We start from the raw sequence: 16,573 nt of genomic DNA on the forward strand, positions 1-16,573 counted from the left end.
ACGGACGCATGGCGGAGACAGCGGAAGAAGCGGGCGGCCTGGCGCAGTTCGAGCAGCGGGTCTCGGCCCTGCTCGACGGGGGCGAGACGTTCCTGGCGCAGGACGTGGCGGCGCAGGGGCTGCAGCGCTTCCCCAACAGCGACCGGTTGCGCGTGCTGAGCGCGCTGGCGCTGATGCGCACGGGTGCTGCCACCGACGCGCTGCGGACGCTGGACCCCGTGCTGAAGGACCTGATCCTGGACGAGGCGCCGTTCCGGCGCGCGCTCTCCGCCCTGCGCAAGGCGCTGCACAATGTCGACCTGAAGGGTGTGCCCACGCGCCAGGCCCTGGTCGCGATCGGCGAACTGGCCGATGCCCTGGACGGGGTCAAGGGCAAGACGGTCCTGACCAGCGCCGGCGACCCCGCCCTGCTCGACCTGCTGGGCGAACTCTATGGCGAGGCCTGGCGCCACACCGGCGACAACCGGTCGCTTGGCCTGTCGCGCCAGCTTTACGCCGCGGCGTTCGAGGCCGGGCGCGGCCGCCGCGCCGGGGCCAACGCTGCGGCCGCCGCCTGGGTCGAGGGCGACATGCGCCAGGCCGTGCGCATCGCGCGCAAGGTGCTGGAGACGCCGGCGGGTGGCCTGGACGATGCGTTCTGGCTGCGCGCGTCGACCGCGATCGCGCACCTGATCCTGGGCGATGCGGACGCTGCGGAGCACGACCTGGTCGCGGCGCGCGACGTGGCGGGGCAACTGGAGCGGGTCGTGCCCGCCCTGCGCCAGGTGCGCCTGCTGAAGTCGCGCGGGGTGGAGGTTCCGCAGGCCGTCTTGACCGCCCTGGCGCCGCCTCAGGTCGTCGTCTTCACCGGCCACATGCTGGATCGCGCCGGGCAGGACGGCGTGCGCTTTCCGGCAGGACTGGAGGAGGCACTGCGCAAGGCGATCGACGAGCGGCTGGACGCGATGAACGTCCAGATCGGCTATTCGTCCGCCGCCTGCGGCTCGGACCTGCTGTTCATCGAGGCGATGCTGGAGCGTGGCGGGGAGGTCAACATCATCCTGCCCTGTGCCACCGAGGATTTCGTGAGGGCCAATGTGGCCCATGGTGGTGCGCGCTGGGAAATGCGCTTCCGCAACGCGTTGCGCCTGGCGCATTCCGTGAACTATGCGACGACCGAGCCCTCGCTCGGCCACGAATCGCTCTATCGGTTCACCAACCAGATGCTGCATGGCTTGGCCACGCTGCGGGCCCAGTTCCTTGAGACGCGACCCTATCTGCTGGCCGTGTGGGACATGAGCGAGGGCTCGCTGGTGGGGGGTGCCGCCGACTTCATCGACCAGTGGGCCGACATCGCCAAGCTGTCGATCATCGACCTGGACACGCTGCTGGAAGAGCATCCGGAGGCCCTGGAAGGACCGGCCCCGGTCGAGACCCACGCCATCGCCCGGGCCGAGCCGGAGCGGGTGATCCGCGCCATGCTGTTCGCCGACCTGGTGAACTACAGCAAGCTGCGCGAAGAGAGCATGCCCGCCTACCTGCGCTTCCTGGACCGCCTCCAGGCCTTCCTGGCGGAGGGCGGGCTGAAGCCGGAGGCGATCAATACCTGGGGCGACGCGATCTTCGCCGTGATGGCCACGGCGCGCGACCTTGTCCAGTTCTCGCTGCGGCTGAAGCAGGGCGTGATCGAACTGGGCAACCGGGAGGAGGGGTTCGAGGTCCCGCTGAACGTGCGCATCTCGCTCCACGCGGGACCCGTGTTCCCCGGCCTGGATGCCTTTCGCGGAACGCCCAACTTCTATGGCGCGCACATCAACCGCGCGGCGCGGCTGGAGCCGGTCACGGTGCCCGGCCACATCTATGCGACCCAGTCCTTCGTGGCATTGCTGACGGCCGAGGAGAGTGCCGTCCGCAACGCGGCGGAGGCGGAGGGGCGGGACTGGTCGTCGGGCGTGGTCTGCGAATATGTCGGCGTGCTGACGCTGGCCAAGAATTTCGGGCGCGAACCCGCCTATCACATCCGCGAGGCGACCAAGGCCCCGCCGGCCGGAAACGGCGTCCGCCTGACGCGCTCGAAGCGGAAGAAGACCAGCGACTGAGACGGGACAGGACCGGGGCCGGCAGTCTCCAAAACCCATTCGGCCACCTCATCCTGAGGAGGCCGAAGGCGGTCTCGAAGGATGGGCAGCCTTGCGCTGGCGGCCCATCCTTCGAGACGGCGGCCGAGCCGCCTCCTCAGGATGAGGTTGTCCTATTGGCTACTCCCCGATGTGCATCCATACGGATTTGGTCTGGGTCACGGTGGTCAGGGCTTCCAGGCACTTGTCGCGGCCCATGCCCGACTGCTTGAAGCCGCCCCAGATCGACGTCATGTCGCCATGGTCGAAGCAGTTGACCCAGACGACGCCGGCCTCGATGTCCCGGGCCGCCTTGATCGCGGTCGAGACGTCGCTGGTCCAGATCGAGGCGGCCAGGCCGTAGACCGAGTCGTTGGCGATCTCGATCGCCTGGTCGACCGTCTTGAACGGGATGATCCCGGTCACGGGGCCGAAGATCTCTTCCTGGGCGATGCGCATGGCGTTGTTGACGCCGGTGAACAGGGTGGGGGCGACATAGGCGCCCTTTTCCAGGCCCTGGGGCACGCCGCCGCCCAGTTCGACCTTGGCCCCTTCGGCCTTGCCCACCTCGATATAGTTCAGCACGCGCTTCTGGTGCTCGAAGGTGACGAGCGGGCCCATGGTCGTGGCGGGGTCAAGAGGATCCCCGGGATTGAAGCTCTCCTTGGCCTTTTCCAGGAAGCGGCTCACGAACTCGTCGTGGATCTTCTCGTCGACGAGCAGGCGGGAGCCGGCATTGCAGACCTCCCCCTGGTTGCCATAGATGCCGTTGACGGCATAGGCGACCGCCGTGTCCAGGTCGGGCGTCTGCGCGGTGATGATCTGCGGGGTCTTGCCGCCGCATTCGGTCGTCACCCGCTTCATGTTCGACTGGCCGGAATAGACCATCATCAGCTTCCCCACCTCGGTCGAGCCGGTGAAGCCGATCTTGTCCACGCCCATGTGCAGGCCCAGCGCCTTGCCCGCTTCCTCGCCCAGGCCCTGCACCACATTGAAGACGCCGTCCGGTCCACCGGCTTCCGAGAACAGGCGCGCCATCAGGGTGGCGGACAGGGGCGACTGCTCAGCCGGCTTCAGGATCACCGAATTGCCCGCGGCCAGCGCGGGCGCCACCTTCCACGCCGCCATCAGCAGCGGGTAGTTCCAGGGCACGACACAGGCCACCACGCCCAGGGGCTGGCGCAGGATGTAGTGGAATTCGGTCGAGGCCGTGTTGGTGACGATCCCCTCGATCTTGTCGATCGTCTCGCCGAAGAAGCGGAAGGTTGTCACAGCGCCCGGCACGTCGCCGTTCAGCATCTCGCTCACTGGCTTGCCCATGTCGAGGACGTCCAGCAGGGCGAAGTCGAGGGCATGGGCCGCGATCAGGTCGGCATACCTGTACATGACCGCGGCCCGGTCGCGCGGGGCCATGCGTGACCAGACACCCGACTTGAATGCCTTGCGCGCCGCATTCACGGCCAGGTCGACATCGGCCTGTCCCCCGCGGGCGACCGCGGCGATCACTTCGCCATTGACCGGATTGATCGACTCGAACTTGGCGCCAGAGGCGCTGTCGACGAACTTTCCGCCAATGAAGTGGCGCGTCTCGAACGCCAGTCCCGCCGCCTTTGCGTGCAGTTCCGCCTTGCCAAGCGACTTTGCGACCTCGATGGACATGATCCTGCCTCCTCGCGATGGGTGGAAGGCTAGTCGAGTTTTCGGCCGCCCGCACCAGCGCCGACAGTGTTCGCCGCTTTGAGGCGGCTCAAGGCATCAGCCCTGGGATTCATAGAGGCGGGCATAGGTGCCACTGCGCGCCAGAAGCTCCACATGGCTCCCGGATTCGACGATGCGACCGTGCTCCAGGACGTGGATCATGTCGGCACCCGCCACGGTGCTGAGCCTGTGCGCGACGATCAGTACCGTGCGTCCCTGCATCAGGCGGGTCAGGGCCGCCTTCACCGCCGCTTCGGAGACGGTGTCGAGGGAGGACGTCGCCTCGTCCAGCAGCAGGATGGGCGCGTTCTTGAGCACCGCACGGGCGATCGCGATCCTTTGGCGCTGGCCGCCTGACAGGCGCACGCCCTTTTGCCCGATGCGGGTGGCATAGCCGTCCGGCAACCGGGCGATGAAGTCGTGGGCGTCCGCCGCGCGGGCCGCCTGCTCGATGGCTGCGGCATCGGCCGGCCCGCAGCCAAAGGCGATGTTGGCGGCCACCGTATCGTCGAACAGGACGGTGTCCTGGGCCACAACGGCAATTGCGGCACGCAGGGAGGCAAGAGAGACACCGCGCACGTCCTGCCCGTCGATCAGGACGCGCCCCGCAGTCGCGTCATAGAGGCGGGGGATCAGGTTCAGCAGCGTCGACTTGCCCGAGCCCGAGGGCCCGACCACGGCCACGACCTGGCCCGGTGCGACCGCGAAATCCACATCCGACAGGGCAGGGGACGCCTCCCGCCCGGCATAGGCGAAGGCGACCTGCGCGAACCGGATGCCGGCCCCAGCCAGCACCAGGGGCGGGGCGCCGGGTGGATCGACGATGCGGGGCCGCAGGGCGAGGCCCTCGCGGATGCGCTCGGCCGCGGCCAGCCCCTCCTGCAGCGTGGCGTTGAGGGAGGCAAGACGCTTCAGCGGCTGGTAGGCCAGGCCCAGCGCCGCCAGGAAGGCGGTCAGCCCGCCAGGCGTCAGCCGCCCCTCCGTCACCAGCCAGCCGCCATAGAAGATCGACATGGCGACCGCAAACCCGCCCACGACCTCGTTCAGCGGCGAGCTCAATGCCTTGACGTGCACCAGGTGGTGGAGCCAGCGGCGGCGCTCCTCGATCACGGCGCCGGTGCGTTCGATCGCCGTCTGCTCGGCGCCCGAGACCTTGATGAGGCGAACCCCCTCGAATGCCTCGACAAAGGCGGTCGTCAGCGTCTCCGACGTTTCCAGCATCGTCATGTTGGCACGCCGGGCCCGGCTGCCGATGCGGCCCAGGCCGATCGCCATCAGCGGCAGCAGGACGAAGGTCGCCAGCGTCAGCGACCAGTCCTGGGTCAGCATGACGATCGTCAGCAGGACAAAGGTCAGGCTGTCCCGGCACAGCGACATCAGCGTGCCGGACACGGCGAACACGACGCTCGCCGTATCGCTCATGCAGCGCGACACCAGCGCGCCCGAATGCAGGTGGTTGAGGTCGGCCAGGTCGGCCTGGAGGAAGGTGCGGAACAGGTCGTGCTGCATCCGCGCAGCGATACGCTGGCCAACGTTCTGGACCAGCACGGTCTGGGCATAGAGTGCGGCGCCGTTGACCGTCACCAGTGCCAGGACGGCCGCTGGCAGGAGGTAGAGGCTATCGCTGTCGCCTTGCGCGAAGAGCCGGTCTATCGCCGGCTGCACAACCCAGGCCAGGCCCGCAACGGCGCATGCCGTGACGACCATGCAAATCCCCGCCAGGACCAGCGACCTGATCTCAGGCCCCAGATAGGTCCGGCGGAGCCACCCCATCAGCGCCCAGGTGGAGTTCTGGCTGGACCGGGCGGTCATGCTGCGATCGTGCGTGCTGCTTTGGCGCGCTGCGCCGGCATCACGCCTTGCGCAGGGCAAGGACCGCGTTGAGGCCGCCAAAGGCGAAGGAGTTGGACAGGGCGGCGCGGACCTCGGCGCGGCGCGGCTCGTTCGGCACGACGTCGAGCGGGCAGGCGGGATCAGGCTCCAGGAAGTTGGCGGTGGGGGGAATCACGCCGTCCGTCAGCGCCAGCAGCGCCGCGACCAGTTCCAGGGCGCCGGCCGCCCCCAGGGCATGGCCGTGCATCGACTTGGTGGACGACACGGGCAGGCGGTCGGTCGAGGCCCCGAAGATCGCGCGGATCGCCGCCGACTCCGTGGGATCGTTGAGCGGCGTGCCCGTGCCGTGGGCGTTGATATAGCCGATGTCGGACAGGCCCAGCCCAGCATCCGCGATGGCCCCGCGGATCGCAGCCTCCGCCCCCGCCTGGGACGGGGCGACCAGGTCGGCGGCGTCCGCGCTGAGGCCATAGCCCGCGAGTTCGGCCAGGATGTTGGCGCCACGCCGCTTTGCCGCTTCCCATTCTTCCAGCACGAAGACGGCGGCCCCTTCGCCCAGGATCATGCCCTTTCGCCCCTTGGAGAAGGGGCGGCAGGTGTCGGGCGCCATGACGCGCAAGGCATCCCAGCCGCGCAGCGTGCCATTGGTCAGCGGCGCTTCCGTGCCGCCCGCCAGCGCCGCATCGGCACGGCCGGAGCGGATCAGCCACAGCGCCTCGCCCAGGGCGTGGTTGGCGGAGGAGCACGCGCTGGACAGGACGAAGGCAGGCCCCGTCAGTCCCAGGTCCATCGAGACCTGGCTGGCGGCGGCACTGACCATCAGCTTCGGCACCGAGAACGGGTGCGGGCGCTGGTTCTTGTCGGCGTAGAGCCGCTTGTAGGATTCGTCGATCGTGACCAGGCCGCCTGCGCCGGTGCCGATCACCACGGCGGTGCGCGACGGCTCCGCCACCAGGCCCGAGGCGGCAAGGGCCTCCCGCGCGGTCACGACCGCGAACTGAGAGACGCGGTCCAGGGTCGAGAGGCGGCGTTCCTCGAAATGGGCGAGGGGGTCGAAGCCACGGACCTGGCCCGCAGCCTTGGGTCCTGCCAGTTGCGCGACATCGCCCTCGATCGGCCCGATCGCGGGGCGGCCGGCGGCAAGTGCCGCCTTCATGGCGGGATGGTCCAAGCCCAGGGCGGACATGGCCCCGACCCCGGTGATCGCGACGCGGCGCATGGTCAGGATGCGCCGGCGTCCTTCTCCGCGATCAGGCGTTTCACGCCCTCGACCACATCGCGGAGGTTCTCGAGCTTGAACGACTCGTCGGCCGTGGGAACGTAGATGTCGAACGTCTCCTCGATCCGGAAGACGACCTCGATCACGTCCAGGCTGTCGATCTCCAGCTCCGCAAAGGTCGCGTCCAGCCGCAGGCTGTCGCGGTCGCGCTTCAGTTCCTTGGCAATGATGTCGAGGATCTGCGCCTCGATCGGGTCGGCAACCTCAGCCATTCGATCCTGTCCTGTCTTCGCCCCCGGACCCGGCCTGACCCGGCGTCCGCTCCACGCGCGCCAGCCGGCTCTTCAGGTCCTGTACTTCCCGCAGCAAGCGCTCGATTCGCTTGAGGTTCATCAACTCCCGCACCTTTTCGGCCTGGGGTGCGGCGGGGTAGCCACCGTACACGCTGCCGGCCGGAATGTCGCCCGCGACGCCCGAGCCGCCCAGGACCAGGACGTCGTCCCCGATCGACACATGGTCGGCGACGCCCACGCCGCCGGCCAGGACGACGCGATCGCCGATCACCACGCTGCCCGACAGGCCAACCATGCCGCAGATCAGCCCGTCCCGACCGATGCGGCAGTTGTGGCCCACATGAACGTGGTCGTCCAGCTTCGTGCCCGATCCGATGCGGGTGGCGTCCAGCGTCGCCCGGTCGATCGTGGTGCAGGCGCCGACGTCGACATCGTCGCCCACGATCACGGTGCCCAGCGACCGCACCGCCACGGGGCGCTGTCCGCCGGCCGACGGGTGCGCCGCAGCCTTTGCTCCGCGCTGGCGGTCGACGGCGTTGGGCTCGACCGTGACGTAGGAGAAGCCCTCCGCCCCCAGGACGGCATTGGCAAACACCCGCACCCGGTCGCCCAGCACCACGCGGGCGCCGATGCGGGCACCGGAATGGACGACGCAATCGGCCCCCAGGCGGGCGGCCGGCCCGATCGTCGCCTGGGCCATCACGATCGTGCCCGGGCCGATCTCCGCGCCCGCGCCGATCACGGCCAGGGCGCCCACGCAGACGCCCTCGGCCAGCACGGCATCGGGGGCGATGACGGCGCTGGGATCGATGCCGGGTGCACCCTCCACCGGGGCAAAGGCCTGGGTCGCGCGGGCGAAGCCGACACGGCCATGGGACACCAGCAGCGCCGCCTTAAGCCCCTCCGGCATCGCGGTGCCGGCGACCAGCAGGGCGGCACGGGCGGTACCCCGACCCAGCGCCGCCACGGCGCCGGGTTCGATTGCGATTGCCAGGTGCTCAGGTCCGGCCAGGTGCGGCGGGCTGATGCCCCGCACGATCATCGCGGGCGCGCCCACCAGCTCTGCCCCGATCAGGGCGGCCAGGGTGTCGAGCCGGAAGGCCGGACCGGTTGCGCCATCGCTCATGCGCGCCCTTATAGCGGCGGTGGTGGAGGGCGGTCCACCGCCCGCGCCAGATCGGTGATCAGGCGCGCCGCCGTGACCGACGGCGGCGCCCCCGCGCTCAGCCGGCGCGCCAACTCGGCGAAGTCGGCCAGTTGCCGCGCCCGTGCAGCGGGCGTCGCCAGCAGGCGCCAGGTCGCGGCGGCCAGCGCCTCCGGGCTGAGCGCTTCCTGCACCAGTTCCGGCACGGCTTCCCGTTCCAGCAGCAGGTTGGCGATGGTGTAGTGCCGGATCCGCAGCGCCCGCCGGGCAATGGCGGCAGTCAGTGGCGACACGCGATAGGCCATCACATGCGGGACGCCGGCCAGCGCCAGCTCCACCGTCACGGTCCCGCCCACCGCCGCGGCGACATCGGCCGCCGCCATCGCGTCGAAGCGGGCGGCCGGGTCCGTCTCCAGGATCACCCGCGCCGGCCAGCGCGCCATCGCCTGCGCCACGCGCGCCGCAACGGGCTCGATGGTCGTGGCGACGAAGACCAGGCCAGGGTCCTGCGCGTGGAGCAGGTCCGCGGTCCGGCGCAACAGGGGCAGGGACCAGCGCACCTCGCTCCCCCGGCTGCCGGGCAGAAGCAGGACCACGGAATCGTGCGCGCCAATGCCGTGCCGGGTTCGCCATGCGGCGCGATCGCCGTGGCCAGCCCCGGATTCCAGCGACGGGTGGCCGATGAAGGTACACGCTACCCCATAGCGGGCAAAGAACGCCGGCTCGAACGGCAGGATGGCCAGGACCTGCGCGAAGTGGCGGCGCATGGCATGGGCGCGGCGCGGCCAATAGGCCCAGGCATGCGGGGCCTTGACCTGCACGACCGGCAGGCCGCTGCCCGCAAGGCGCTTCGCCGTCATCCGGGCAAAGCCGCTGACGTCGATGAAGACGACTGCCGCGGGTCGTTCGGCCCGGGCCAGGGCCGCGACCTGCCGCGCGCGGCGGGCGACGTTGGGGATGTGGCGCAGGACCTCGCTCACGCCGACAAGGCTGAGCTCGGCGAAGTCGAACGCGGACACCAGGCCCTGCGCCGCCATGGCCGGGCCACCCACGCCGATGAACCGGTCATATCCCTGCTGGCGCAGGGCAGCGATCAGGCGCCCGCCGATCTGGTCGCCCGACGCCTCGCCCGCGACCAGCAGGATGGTCGCCCCGGTCACAGCGTGCGGATGCCGCGCACGACGAAGCAAAGGAACTTGGCGATGAAGCCCGCCTCCACCTCGGTGCGCCAGCGGCTCAGGACCGGCCGGTACTCCAGCTGGTAAAGGACGCAGAAGGCCAGTTCCGCCCGCCGCGTGTTGAAGGAAAGGGTGACGCCCATGCGTGGCCGACCATGACCCGATTCCGCTGCGGTTTCACACCAAATCCGGCGCGCTCTTGCGGGTGGGATGAGTCGCCGACGGCGTGGGCGTTGGGATTGATGCTCCGAGACGCGTCCCTGTGCGCCGCTTCTCAGCATGACCCCGGTGATTCTTCTCCGCCATTCCCAAGGTCCGTCACCCTGAGGAGCGTCTCGAAGGATCCTGGTGCACCCTGGGCCGTGGGCAGGACAAGAGGTCGGCATGCTGCGTCAGATATTCGGGACCTGGGGACTGGGGCTGTTGGCGGCCCTGATCGGCGTGGCCGGGGCGACGGCGGCGTGGCCCACCCTGGACCTCGGGCTGACCGACCTGGTGCGACGCCTTGCCGGGGGTGGGTTCATGCCCGATGGCGGCTGGCTGTCGCCGCTCTACCGCCACATGCAGGCGGGGCAGTACGCGGTGATCGCGGGGGCGGCGCTGCTGGGCCTGCTTGCCTGGTGGCGCGGGGGGCGCTGGCTTGGCCTGGATGCCCGTCGCGCGGCCTTCGTGGTGCTGAGCTTCGCCCTTGGGCCCGGCCTGATCGTGGAGGCGGGGTTCAAGGACCATTGGGGCCGGGCCCGGCCACGGGAGGTGGTCGCCTATGGCGGCCAGGCAACCTTCACCCCCTGGTGGCAGAGGGCCGACCAGTGCGTCCGCAACTGCTCCATGCCCTCGGGCCACGCCGCGACGGCGTTCACGACCTTGTCGCTGGCACTGCTTCTGCCGGCCGGCTGGCGACGGCGGGGGGCGGTCGCGGCGCTGGCCTTCGGCCTGGTCACCGGCGGCATGCGCATGGTCCAGGGCGGCCATTTCGCCTCCGACGTGGCCCTGGCGGGGCTGATCTGCGTTGCCGTCGTGCTCGCCCTGGCGCGGCTCATGCGCGTGCGGTGAGGGCCTCCTTCAGCGCCTCGAACGGCAGGAAGACGCACACGTGGCGGCTGCGGTGCGGCGCCACGGGGGCAAAGACGGACAGGGCGGCAAAGCGGCCCTCCGGCGCAGGTCCGCCCTCCCGCAGGAACGCGCGCAGGGCATCGAGCGTCGCCGCAACCTCGGCCGCGTCGGTGCCCGGGGCGGCCTGCCCCACGATGGAAGCACTGGCCTGGCACAGGACGCAGGCCCGCGTGTCCTGGGCGAGGTCGGTGACATGACCCGCCGCGTCGCAGCGGATGTCCATGGTGACGCGGTCGCCGCACAGGGGATTGTCGCGCGTGGCCGTGACGCGGGGTTCGTCCAGGCGGCCGGCGCCGTGGGCATCGCCCGCCCAGCGCATCAGGTCGGTCTTGTAGAGATCGCTCATGGGGTACCCGTGTCGTCCTGCAGCAGGGCGGCCAGCGCCTCTGGCGTGTCGATGTCGGTCAGCACGGCGCGGTCCAGCGCCACTTCGCAGACCAGGTCGGCATTGGCGCCGATCAGGTGCTTGGCGCCGACGTCGCCTTCGATCCCGGCCATGGCGGCGAAGAAGTCCCGGCCCCACAGGACCGGGTTGCCCCGCTTGCCATTGTGGGTCGCCACGCAGATGGCGCGCCCCTCCACCGGGTTGAAGGCGGCGATCAGCGTGTCGATATGGCCCGCGCTCACGCGCGGCATGTCGCCCAGCAGGACGATGGCGCCATCGACATCGCCCGGCAGAGCCGCGATCCCCGCCTTCAGCGAGGTCGACAGGCCCTGCGCCGCGTGCGGGTTGTGGACAAAGGTCACGGGACGATCGCCAAGAGCCGCGCGGACGCTCTCGGCCTGATGGCCGGTGACGACCAGGACAGGGCCGGCGTCGGAGGCGAGCGCGGCGTCGACCACGCGGGCCACCATGGCGCTGCCGTGCACGTCGGCGACCAGCTTGTTGGGGCCGCCCATGCGGCTGGAGCGACCGGCGGCGAGCACCACCGCGGCGATGCGGGGTGCGCGCTGGACCATGCTGGCGCTGCCGTCGCGCGGCTGGGGCCTGGTCGGGATCTCGCTCAACAGGCCGCCGACGCCCATGCCTGCGATTTCTGTGTCGCCCACCGGCAGGCCCGCCACCAGGCGCTCCAGCACGAAGTCGAAGCCGTTGCGCTTTGGGCTGCGGGCACATCCCGGCAGGCCGACGACGGGAACCGTGCCCAGGCGGCCGAGCAGAAGCAGGTTGCCGGGATCGACCGGCATGCCGAAGCGCTCGACCACGCCGCCCGCGGCCTCGATCCCGGCGGGGATCGAATCGCGCCGGTCGACGATGGCGCTGGCGCCGAAGACCAGGACGATGGCGGCCCCTTGCGCGACCAGCGCGCGCACGGCCTCCGCGATGGGTTGGGCTTCGTGCGCGACGCGCAGGGGCGGCAGCAGGGTGCAGCCCAGCGGGCCGGTGCGGCCCGCAACAGCCTGTTCGGTCTTGTCCAGGACCGATGCCTTCGTCCCCGACAGCACGGTCGAGACCAGGCCGATGGTCAGCGCCCGGAACGGCGCCAGGGCGACTGCGCCGGGTCGCGCCCGTGCCGCCGCCAGCGTGGCGTCCAGCGCAGTGCGGGGGGCGGAAAAGGGAATGACCTTGATCGTCGCCAGCATCTGCCGCGCGTCGACCCGTTCGAAGGGCGCAAGGGTGGCGACGGTCAGGGCCTCATCCACCGCGTTGACCGCGGCGATCGTGGCCGCGTCGACCAGGACCAGGCCGGCTGCCTCGGCATAGAGGTTGGCACGGCCGGTAAAGGGGGCGTTGGGAACCGCATGTGGCCCGGCCAGGGCAGCGGCCAGTTCGCGCGCGGCCTGATCCTCGGCCACATCACCGTCGTCAAGGCGCGCGGCGACAACCTCGGCAATGCCGGCCTGGGCAAGAGCGCTGCAGTCGGCAGCGGAGAGGATGCGGCCCTTCTTGAACCGCGCCGTGCCGGCGCTGATGCCATGGGCCAGGATCGCGCCCTCGGCCTCCTCGATCCTGACGGGACCGAACCTCACGAATGGGTGCCCCGCAGGAAGCCCGTCATCTCCGCCAGGATCGAGACGCCGATCTCCGCTGGCGTCTTGGCCCCGATGGCGAGGCCAATGGGTCCCCGAATGCGCGCGATCTCATCATTCGTGGCGCCGGCCTCGCGCAGCCGCTGGCAGCGCCGCTCGTGCGTCTTGCGGCTGCCAAGCGCCCCCACATAGAAGGCAGGGGAGCTGATCGCCAGGCGCAGGCCGGGATCGTCCAGCTTGGGATCATGGGTCAGGGCTACGACGGCGGTGCGGGCGTCGAGGTCCAGGGCGGCCAGCGCCTCGTCCGGCCAGTCGTTGGACAGGCGAATGCCGGGGAATCGCTCCGGGCTGGCAAAGGCACGGCGCGGATCGACCACGATCGGCTCGTACCCCGCAATCCGGGCCAGGGCGATCAGCGGCTGCGCGATGTGCACGGCGCCGATGATGACCAGGCGCAAGGGCGGGTTGAAGGCATTGAGGAACCAGGTCCCGTCGGCCGTCTCCACCGGCTGGCTGCGGTCATCGCGCAGCGCCGCCATCGCCTGCTCGTAAAGTGGATCGGTGCGGTCGTCGGGGCCGATCAGGCGCTCGTCCCCGCTCGTCAGGTGCGTCGCCAGGACGATCGCGCGCTTCTGGGCGCGGGCCGCCGTCAGGCGCTCAAGGGTCTCGGCCTTCATTCAGTCCACCCGCTCGACAAAGACCTTGATCGTGCCGCCACAGGCGAGGCCCACGGCCCAGGCATCCTCGTCGGCCACGCCGAATTCCAGCAAGCGGGGCTTGCCGTCGGCCATTGCGGCGAGCGCCTCGCCGATCACGGCCCCCTCGACGCAGCCGCCGGAGACGGAGCCGATGAACTTGCCCTCTCCATCGACCGCCAGCTGGCTGCCGGCCTGGCGCGGGGCGGAGCCCCAGGTGGACACGACGGTGGCGATGGCCGCTTGCCTGCCCTCGGCACGCCAGGCGGCCACCTGGTTCAGGATCGTGTCGCGGTCGTCATAGGCGGTCAGGTCGTCCATGGGGCGGGTTCCCTCGATTCGGTGCCGGGCGGGCGGCTGAGTGCCGCGACCAGGTCGGTCAGGGCGTTGAGGTTGTGCACGGGGCGGAAGTCGTCGACATGGGGCAGCATGGCGCGGATACCCAGCGCCTTGGGCTGGAACCCTTCGTAGCGCAGCAGGGGGTTGAGCCAGACCAAGCGGCGGCAGGACTTCTGCAGCCGCTCCATCTCCGGCTCCAGGCCCTGGCCGGCATCGCGGTCCAGGCCATCGGTGATCAGCAGCACCACCGCGCCCTGGCCCAGCACGCGCCTGGACCACAGGCGGTTGAAGTTGGCGAGCGTCACGGCGATCCGCGTGCCGCCCGACCAGTCCTCGACCGATGCCGCAACGCGGGCCAGCGCGTCGTCGATGTCGCGGTGCTTCAACTGGCGCGTGATGTTGGTTAGGCGGGTGCCGAAGACAAAGCTGTGCACCCGCTCGCGCTGCTGCGACAGAGCATGAAGGAAGTGCAGCAGGACCCTGGAATAGCGTTCCATCGACCCGGATATGTCGCACAGGGCGACCAGCGGCGGCGGCACCATGCGCCGTTCCTGGCGCACGATCAGCAGGTCGCGCCCGCCGCTGCGCAGGCTGGCCCGCATGCTGGCGCGGAAGTCGATGCGCTTGCCGCGGGGATCGCGATCCCAGCGCCGCGTCGGCACCTCGGACAGGGGCATGGCCAGCCGCTTCATCGCGGCCTTGGCCTCCGCCAGCTCGGCCAGGCCCATCGCCTCGAAATCACGGGCGTAGAGCAGTTCCTTGTCGGAGAAGGTGAGGGTCGCATCGACCTCGATCCGCTCCTGCTCCTGCTCGTCCTTGCGCGTCTGCTCCTGGGCGGGGGCCATCGCCTCGGCCAGGCGGCGCAGCGTCTCGGATTCCTCCGGGGGGCCGTCCTGCCGGACCTGGGGCAGGAGCATGGCCATGGCGCGCTCCAGCAGCTGCGGATTGCGCCAGAAGATGGTGAAGGCCTGGGCGAACAGGGCGCTGTGCTCGTGCCGGTCGACCAGCGTCGTATGCAGCGTCCAGAACAGGTCCTCGCGCCGGTCCAGGCCGACCAGCTCCACCGCCTTCAGCGCGTCGATCACGCGGCCCGGACCCACGGGCATGCCGGCCGCGCGCAGCACGCGGGCAAAATGCACCACGTTCTCCGCCAACCGGCGGGGCGGGTCCTGGGGCAGGGAGTCGGCGGCGATGGCGTTCATGGCTGGCGCCAAACATGGCGCCTCACCTTCCCCGGGGGCAAGGGAGCCGAATGGGCGGGGCGGCTATTCCGCTCCGACCTCAGCCCTCACATCTGCCAGCAACTGGGCGGCGGCGGTGCCTTTCATGCGGGCGATGTCGTCCTGGTATTTCAGGAGGACGCCCAGCGTGTCGTCGATCGCCTGCGGGTCGAGGGAGACCTTGTCGAGCGCCTGGAGAGCGGTGGCCCAGTCCAGCGTCTCGGCCACGCCGGGGAGCTTGAACAGGTCCTTCTGGCGCAGGCGCTGGACCACGGCCACGACTTCCTGTGAAAGCCTCGCGCCGATGCCCGGCACCTTGGCGTGGACGATGGCCAGTTCGCGGGCCGCATTCGGGTAGTCGACCCAGTGATATAGGCAGCGCCGCTTCAGCGCGTCGTGAATCTCGCGCGTGCGGTTGGACGTCACGATAACGATGGGCGGCTCGGGTGCCTTGATCGTGCCAAGCTCCGGGATCGTCACCTGAAAATCGGCCAGCAGTTCGAGCAGGAACGCCTCGAACGGTTCGTCCGTGCGGTCGAGTTCGTCGATCAGCAGGATGGGGGCACCCGCGGCGTCCGGCTGCAGCGCGTCGAGCAGGGGACGGCGGATCAGGAACTTTTCGGAGAAGATGCCGCGCTCGATGGCGCCACGGTCGTGCTGGCCCGTCGCCTCGGCCAGGCGGATTTCCAGCATCTGGCCGGCATAGTTCCACTCGTAGACCGCCGTGGAGAGGTCCAGCCCCTCGTAGCATTGCAGACGCACGAGGCGGCGGCCCAGGCCGGAGGCCAGGACCTTGGCGATCTCGGTCTTGCCCACGCCGGCCTCCCCCTCCAGCAGCAAGGGCCGCTTGAGGGCGAAAGCCAGGAAGAGGGTCGTGGCAAGGCTGCGCTCGGCGACGTAGCCCTGGCTCTGAAGGAGAGCCAGGGTCTCGTCGATGGAGCGGGGGAGGGCGGTGCCCAGGTTCCCGCCGCTCACGCTGCGGAGGCGATGGCGCGCTTTGCCATCACGGTCACGAGGTGGGCGCGGTATTCGCGGCTGGCATGGAGGTCGTTGTTCAACTCGTCCGCTGCGATCTTCACGTTGGCGACCGCATCGGCCGAGAAGTTCGACGCCAGCGCCGCTTCCATCGCGCTCGCGCGAAAGACACACGGGCCCGCACCCGTCACTGCGACGCGCACGCCGCCGGCCGTCTTTGCCACGAAGACGCCCACCACGGCATAGCGCGAGGCGGGGTTGGGAAACTTTGCGTAGCCCGCCTTTTCCGGCACGGGGAAGCTGATCGCGGTGACGATCTCACCCGGCTCAAGCGCTGTCGTGAACATGCCGACGAAGAAGTCGTCCGCCGCGATGTCACGGGTGTTGGTGTGGACCGTGGCGCCCAGGCCGACCAGGGCGGCCGGATAGTCGGCGGAGGGGTCGTTGTTGGAGATCGAGCCGCCGATCGTGCCGCGATGGCGCACATGCGGATCGCCGATGCCACCCGCCAGCTTGGCCAAAGCAGGGATCGCCTTGGCCACTTCGGCGGAGGCGGCGACCGTGGCATGGGTCGTCATCGCGCCGATCTTCACCGTGTTGCCGCTGACGCTGATGCCCTTGAGATCGGCGATGGCACCCAGGTCGACCAGGTCGGACGGTGCTGCCAGGCGCTGCTTCAGCGTCGGGATCAGGGTCATTCCGCCGGAGAGGACCTTGGGATCCGACTTGTCACCCAGGAGCGAGACGGCGTCGGCGACGCTTTTCGGACGGTGGTATTCGAATTCGTACATGGCGTGCT

The 16,573-nt window shown here is 70.1% G+C and carries 16 protein-coding genes; 2 read left to right on the forward strand and 14 right to left on the reverse strand.

The features are described from left to right. Positions 1-8 precede the first annotated feature (8 nt). On the forward strand, positions 9-2,078 hold the full coding sequence (locus tag ACI6GS_RS14330) for an adenylate/guanylate cyclase domain-containing protein (protein WP_439814132.1): 2,070 nt from the start codon (positions 9-11) through the stop codon (positions 2,076-2,078). A gap of 159 nt (positions 2,079-2,237) precedes the next feature. Here ACI6GS_RS14330 and ACI6GS_RS14335 read toward each other — a convergent pair whose 3' ends face one another. The 7 genes from ACI6GS_RS14335 to ACI6GS_RS14365 form a co-directional block, all read right to left on the reverse strand. Next, positions 2,238-3,755: an aldehyde dehydrogenase gene (locus ACI6GS_RS14335; RefSeq protein WP_439814133.1), complete on the reverse strand. Its 1,518-nt coding sequence runs from the start codon at positions 3,753-3,755 to the stop codon at positions 2,238-2,240. A 96-nt stretch (positions 3,756-3,851) separates the two neighbouring features. Beyond that, entirely contained in the window at positions 3,852-5,606 is a 1,755-nt protein-coding gene (locus ACI6GS_RS14340) for an ABC transporter ATP-binding protein (RefSeq protein WP_439814134.1), read from the reverse strand. Between the two features lie 40 nt (positions 5,607-5,646). After that, on the reverse strand, positions 5,647-6,846 hold the full coding sequence (locus ACI6GS_RS14345) for a beta-ketoacyl-[acyl-carrier-protein] synthase family protein (RefSeq protein ID WP_439814135.1): 1,200 nt from the start codon (positions 6,844-6,846) through the stop codon (positions 5,647-5,649). A gap of 2 nt (positions 6,847-6,848) precedes the next feature. Next, positions 6,849-7,118, reverse strand: coding sequence for an acyl carrier protein (locus ACI6GS_RS14350; protein WP_439814136.1), 270 nt, complete (start codon positions 7,116-7,118; stop codon positions 6,849-6,851). Next, the gene (locus ACI6GS_RS14355; protein ID WP_439814137.1) at positions 7,111-8,265 is read right to left on the reverse strand and encodes a UDP-3-O-(3-hydroxymyristoyl)glucosamine N-acyltransferase; all 1,155 of its coding nucleotides are present in this window, start codon (positions 8,263-8,265) and stop codon (positions 7,111-7,113) included. Before ACI6GS_RS14355 ends, ACI6GS_RS14350 begins: the two co-directional genes overlap by 8 nt. An 8-nt stretch (positions 8,266-8,273) precedes the next feature. Beyond that, entirely contained in the window at positions 8,274-9,443 is a 1,170-nt protein-coding gene (gene lpxB, locus ACI6GS_RS14360; protein ID WP_439814138.1) for a lipid-A-disaccharide synthase, read from the reverse strand. Beyond that, a complete protein-coding gene (locus ACI6GS_RS14365; RefSeq protein ID WP_439814139.1) occupies positions 9,440-9,604 on the reverse strand; it encodes a hypothetical protein in 165 nt (54 codons plus the stop codon). The genes lpxB and ACI6GS_RS14365 overlap by 4 nt, the downstream gene beginning before the upstream one ends. Positions 9,605-9,845: 241 nt before the next feature. On the opposite strand from ACI6GS_RS14365, the gene ACI6GS_RS14370 reads away from it, so the two are divergent. Beyond that, positions 9,846-10,514 (forward strand): phosphatase PAP2 family protein, encoded by a 669-nt coding sequence (locus ACI6GS_RS14370; protein WP_439814140.1) that lies wholly within the window; start codon positions 9,846-9,848, stop codon positions 10,512-10,514. Here the strand turns inward: ACI6GS_RS14370 and ACI6GS_RS14375 are convergent. The 7 genes from ACI6GS_RS14375 to ACI6GS_RS14405 all read right to left on the reverse strand — a co-directional run bounded on the left by ACI6GS_RS14375 (position 10,498) and on the right by ACI6GS_RS14405 (position 16,565). After that, positions 10,498-10,920, reverse strand: coding sequence for an iron-sulfur cluster assembly scaffold protein (locus ACI6GS_RS14375; protein ID WP_439814141.1), 423 nt, complete (start codon positions 10,918-10,920; stop codon positions 10,498-10,500). The genes ACI6GS_RS14370 and ACI6GS_RS14375 overlap by 17 nt on opposite strands. Continuing rightward, the gene (locus tag ACI6GS_RS14380; protein WP_439814142.1) at positions 10,917-12,545 is read right to left on the reverse strand and encodes an NTP transferase domain-containing protein; all 1,629 of its coding nucleotides are present in this window, start codon (positions 12,543-12,545) and stop codon (positions 10,917-10,919) included. The genes ACI6GS_RS14375 and ACI6GS_RS14380 overlap by 4 nt, the downstream gene beginning before the upstream one ends. Next, complete coding sequence (locus ACI6GS_RS14385; RefSeq protein WP_439814143.1) at positions 12,542-13,222, reverse strand: XdhC family protein; 681 nt, start codon at positions 13,220-13,222, stop codon at positions 12,542-12,544. Before ACI6GS_RS14385 ends, ACI6GS_RS14380 begins: the two co-directional genes overlap by 4 nt. Then, entirely contained in the window at positions 13,223-13,561 is a 339-nt protein-coding gene (locus ACI6GS_RS14390; protein WP_439814144.1) for an XdhC family protein, read from the reverse strand. It abuts the gene before it with no gap. Next, positions 13,549-14,781, reverse strand: coding sequence for a vWA domain-containing protein (locus ACI6GS_RS14395; protein ID WP_439814145.1), 1,233 nt, complete (start codon positions 14,779-14,781; stop codon positions 13,549-13,551). The genes ACI6GS_RS14390 and ACI6GS_RS14395 overlap by 13 nt, the downstream gene beginning before the upstream one ends. A 63-nt stretch (positions 14,782-14,844) precedes the next feature. Then, entirely contained in the window at positions 14,845-15,774 is a 930-nt protein-coding gene (locus ACI6GS_RS14400; protein ID WP_439814146.1) for an AAA family ATPase, read from the reverse strand. Then, complete coding sequence (locus ACI6GS_RS14405) at positions 15,771-16,565, reverse strand: FAD binding domain-containing protein (RefSeq protein WP_439814147.1); 795 nt, start codon at positions 16,563-16,565, stop codon at positions 15,771-15,773. The genes ACI6GS_RS14400 and ACI6GS_RS14405 overlap by 4 nt, the downstream gene beginning before the upstream one ends. Positions 16,566-16,573 lie beyond the last annotated feature (8 nt).

Source organism: Zavarzinia sp. CC-PAN008, assembly GCF_051903925.1.
Lineage (GTDB): Bacteria > Pseudomonadota > Alphaproteobacteria > Zavarziniales > Zavarziniaceae.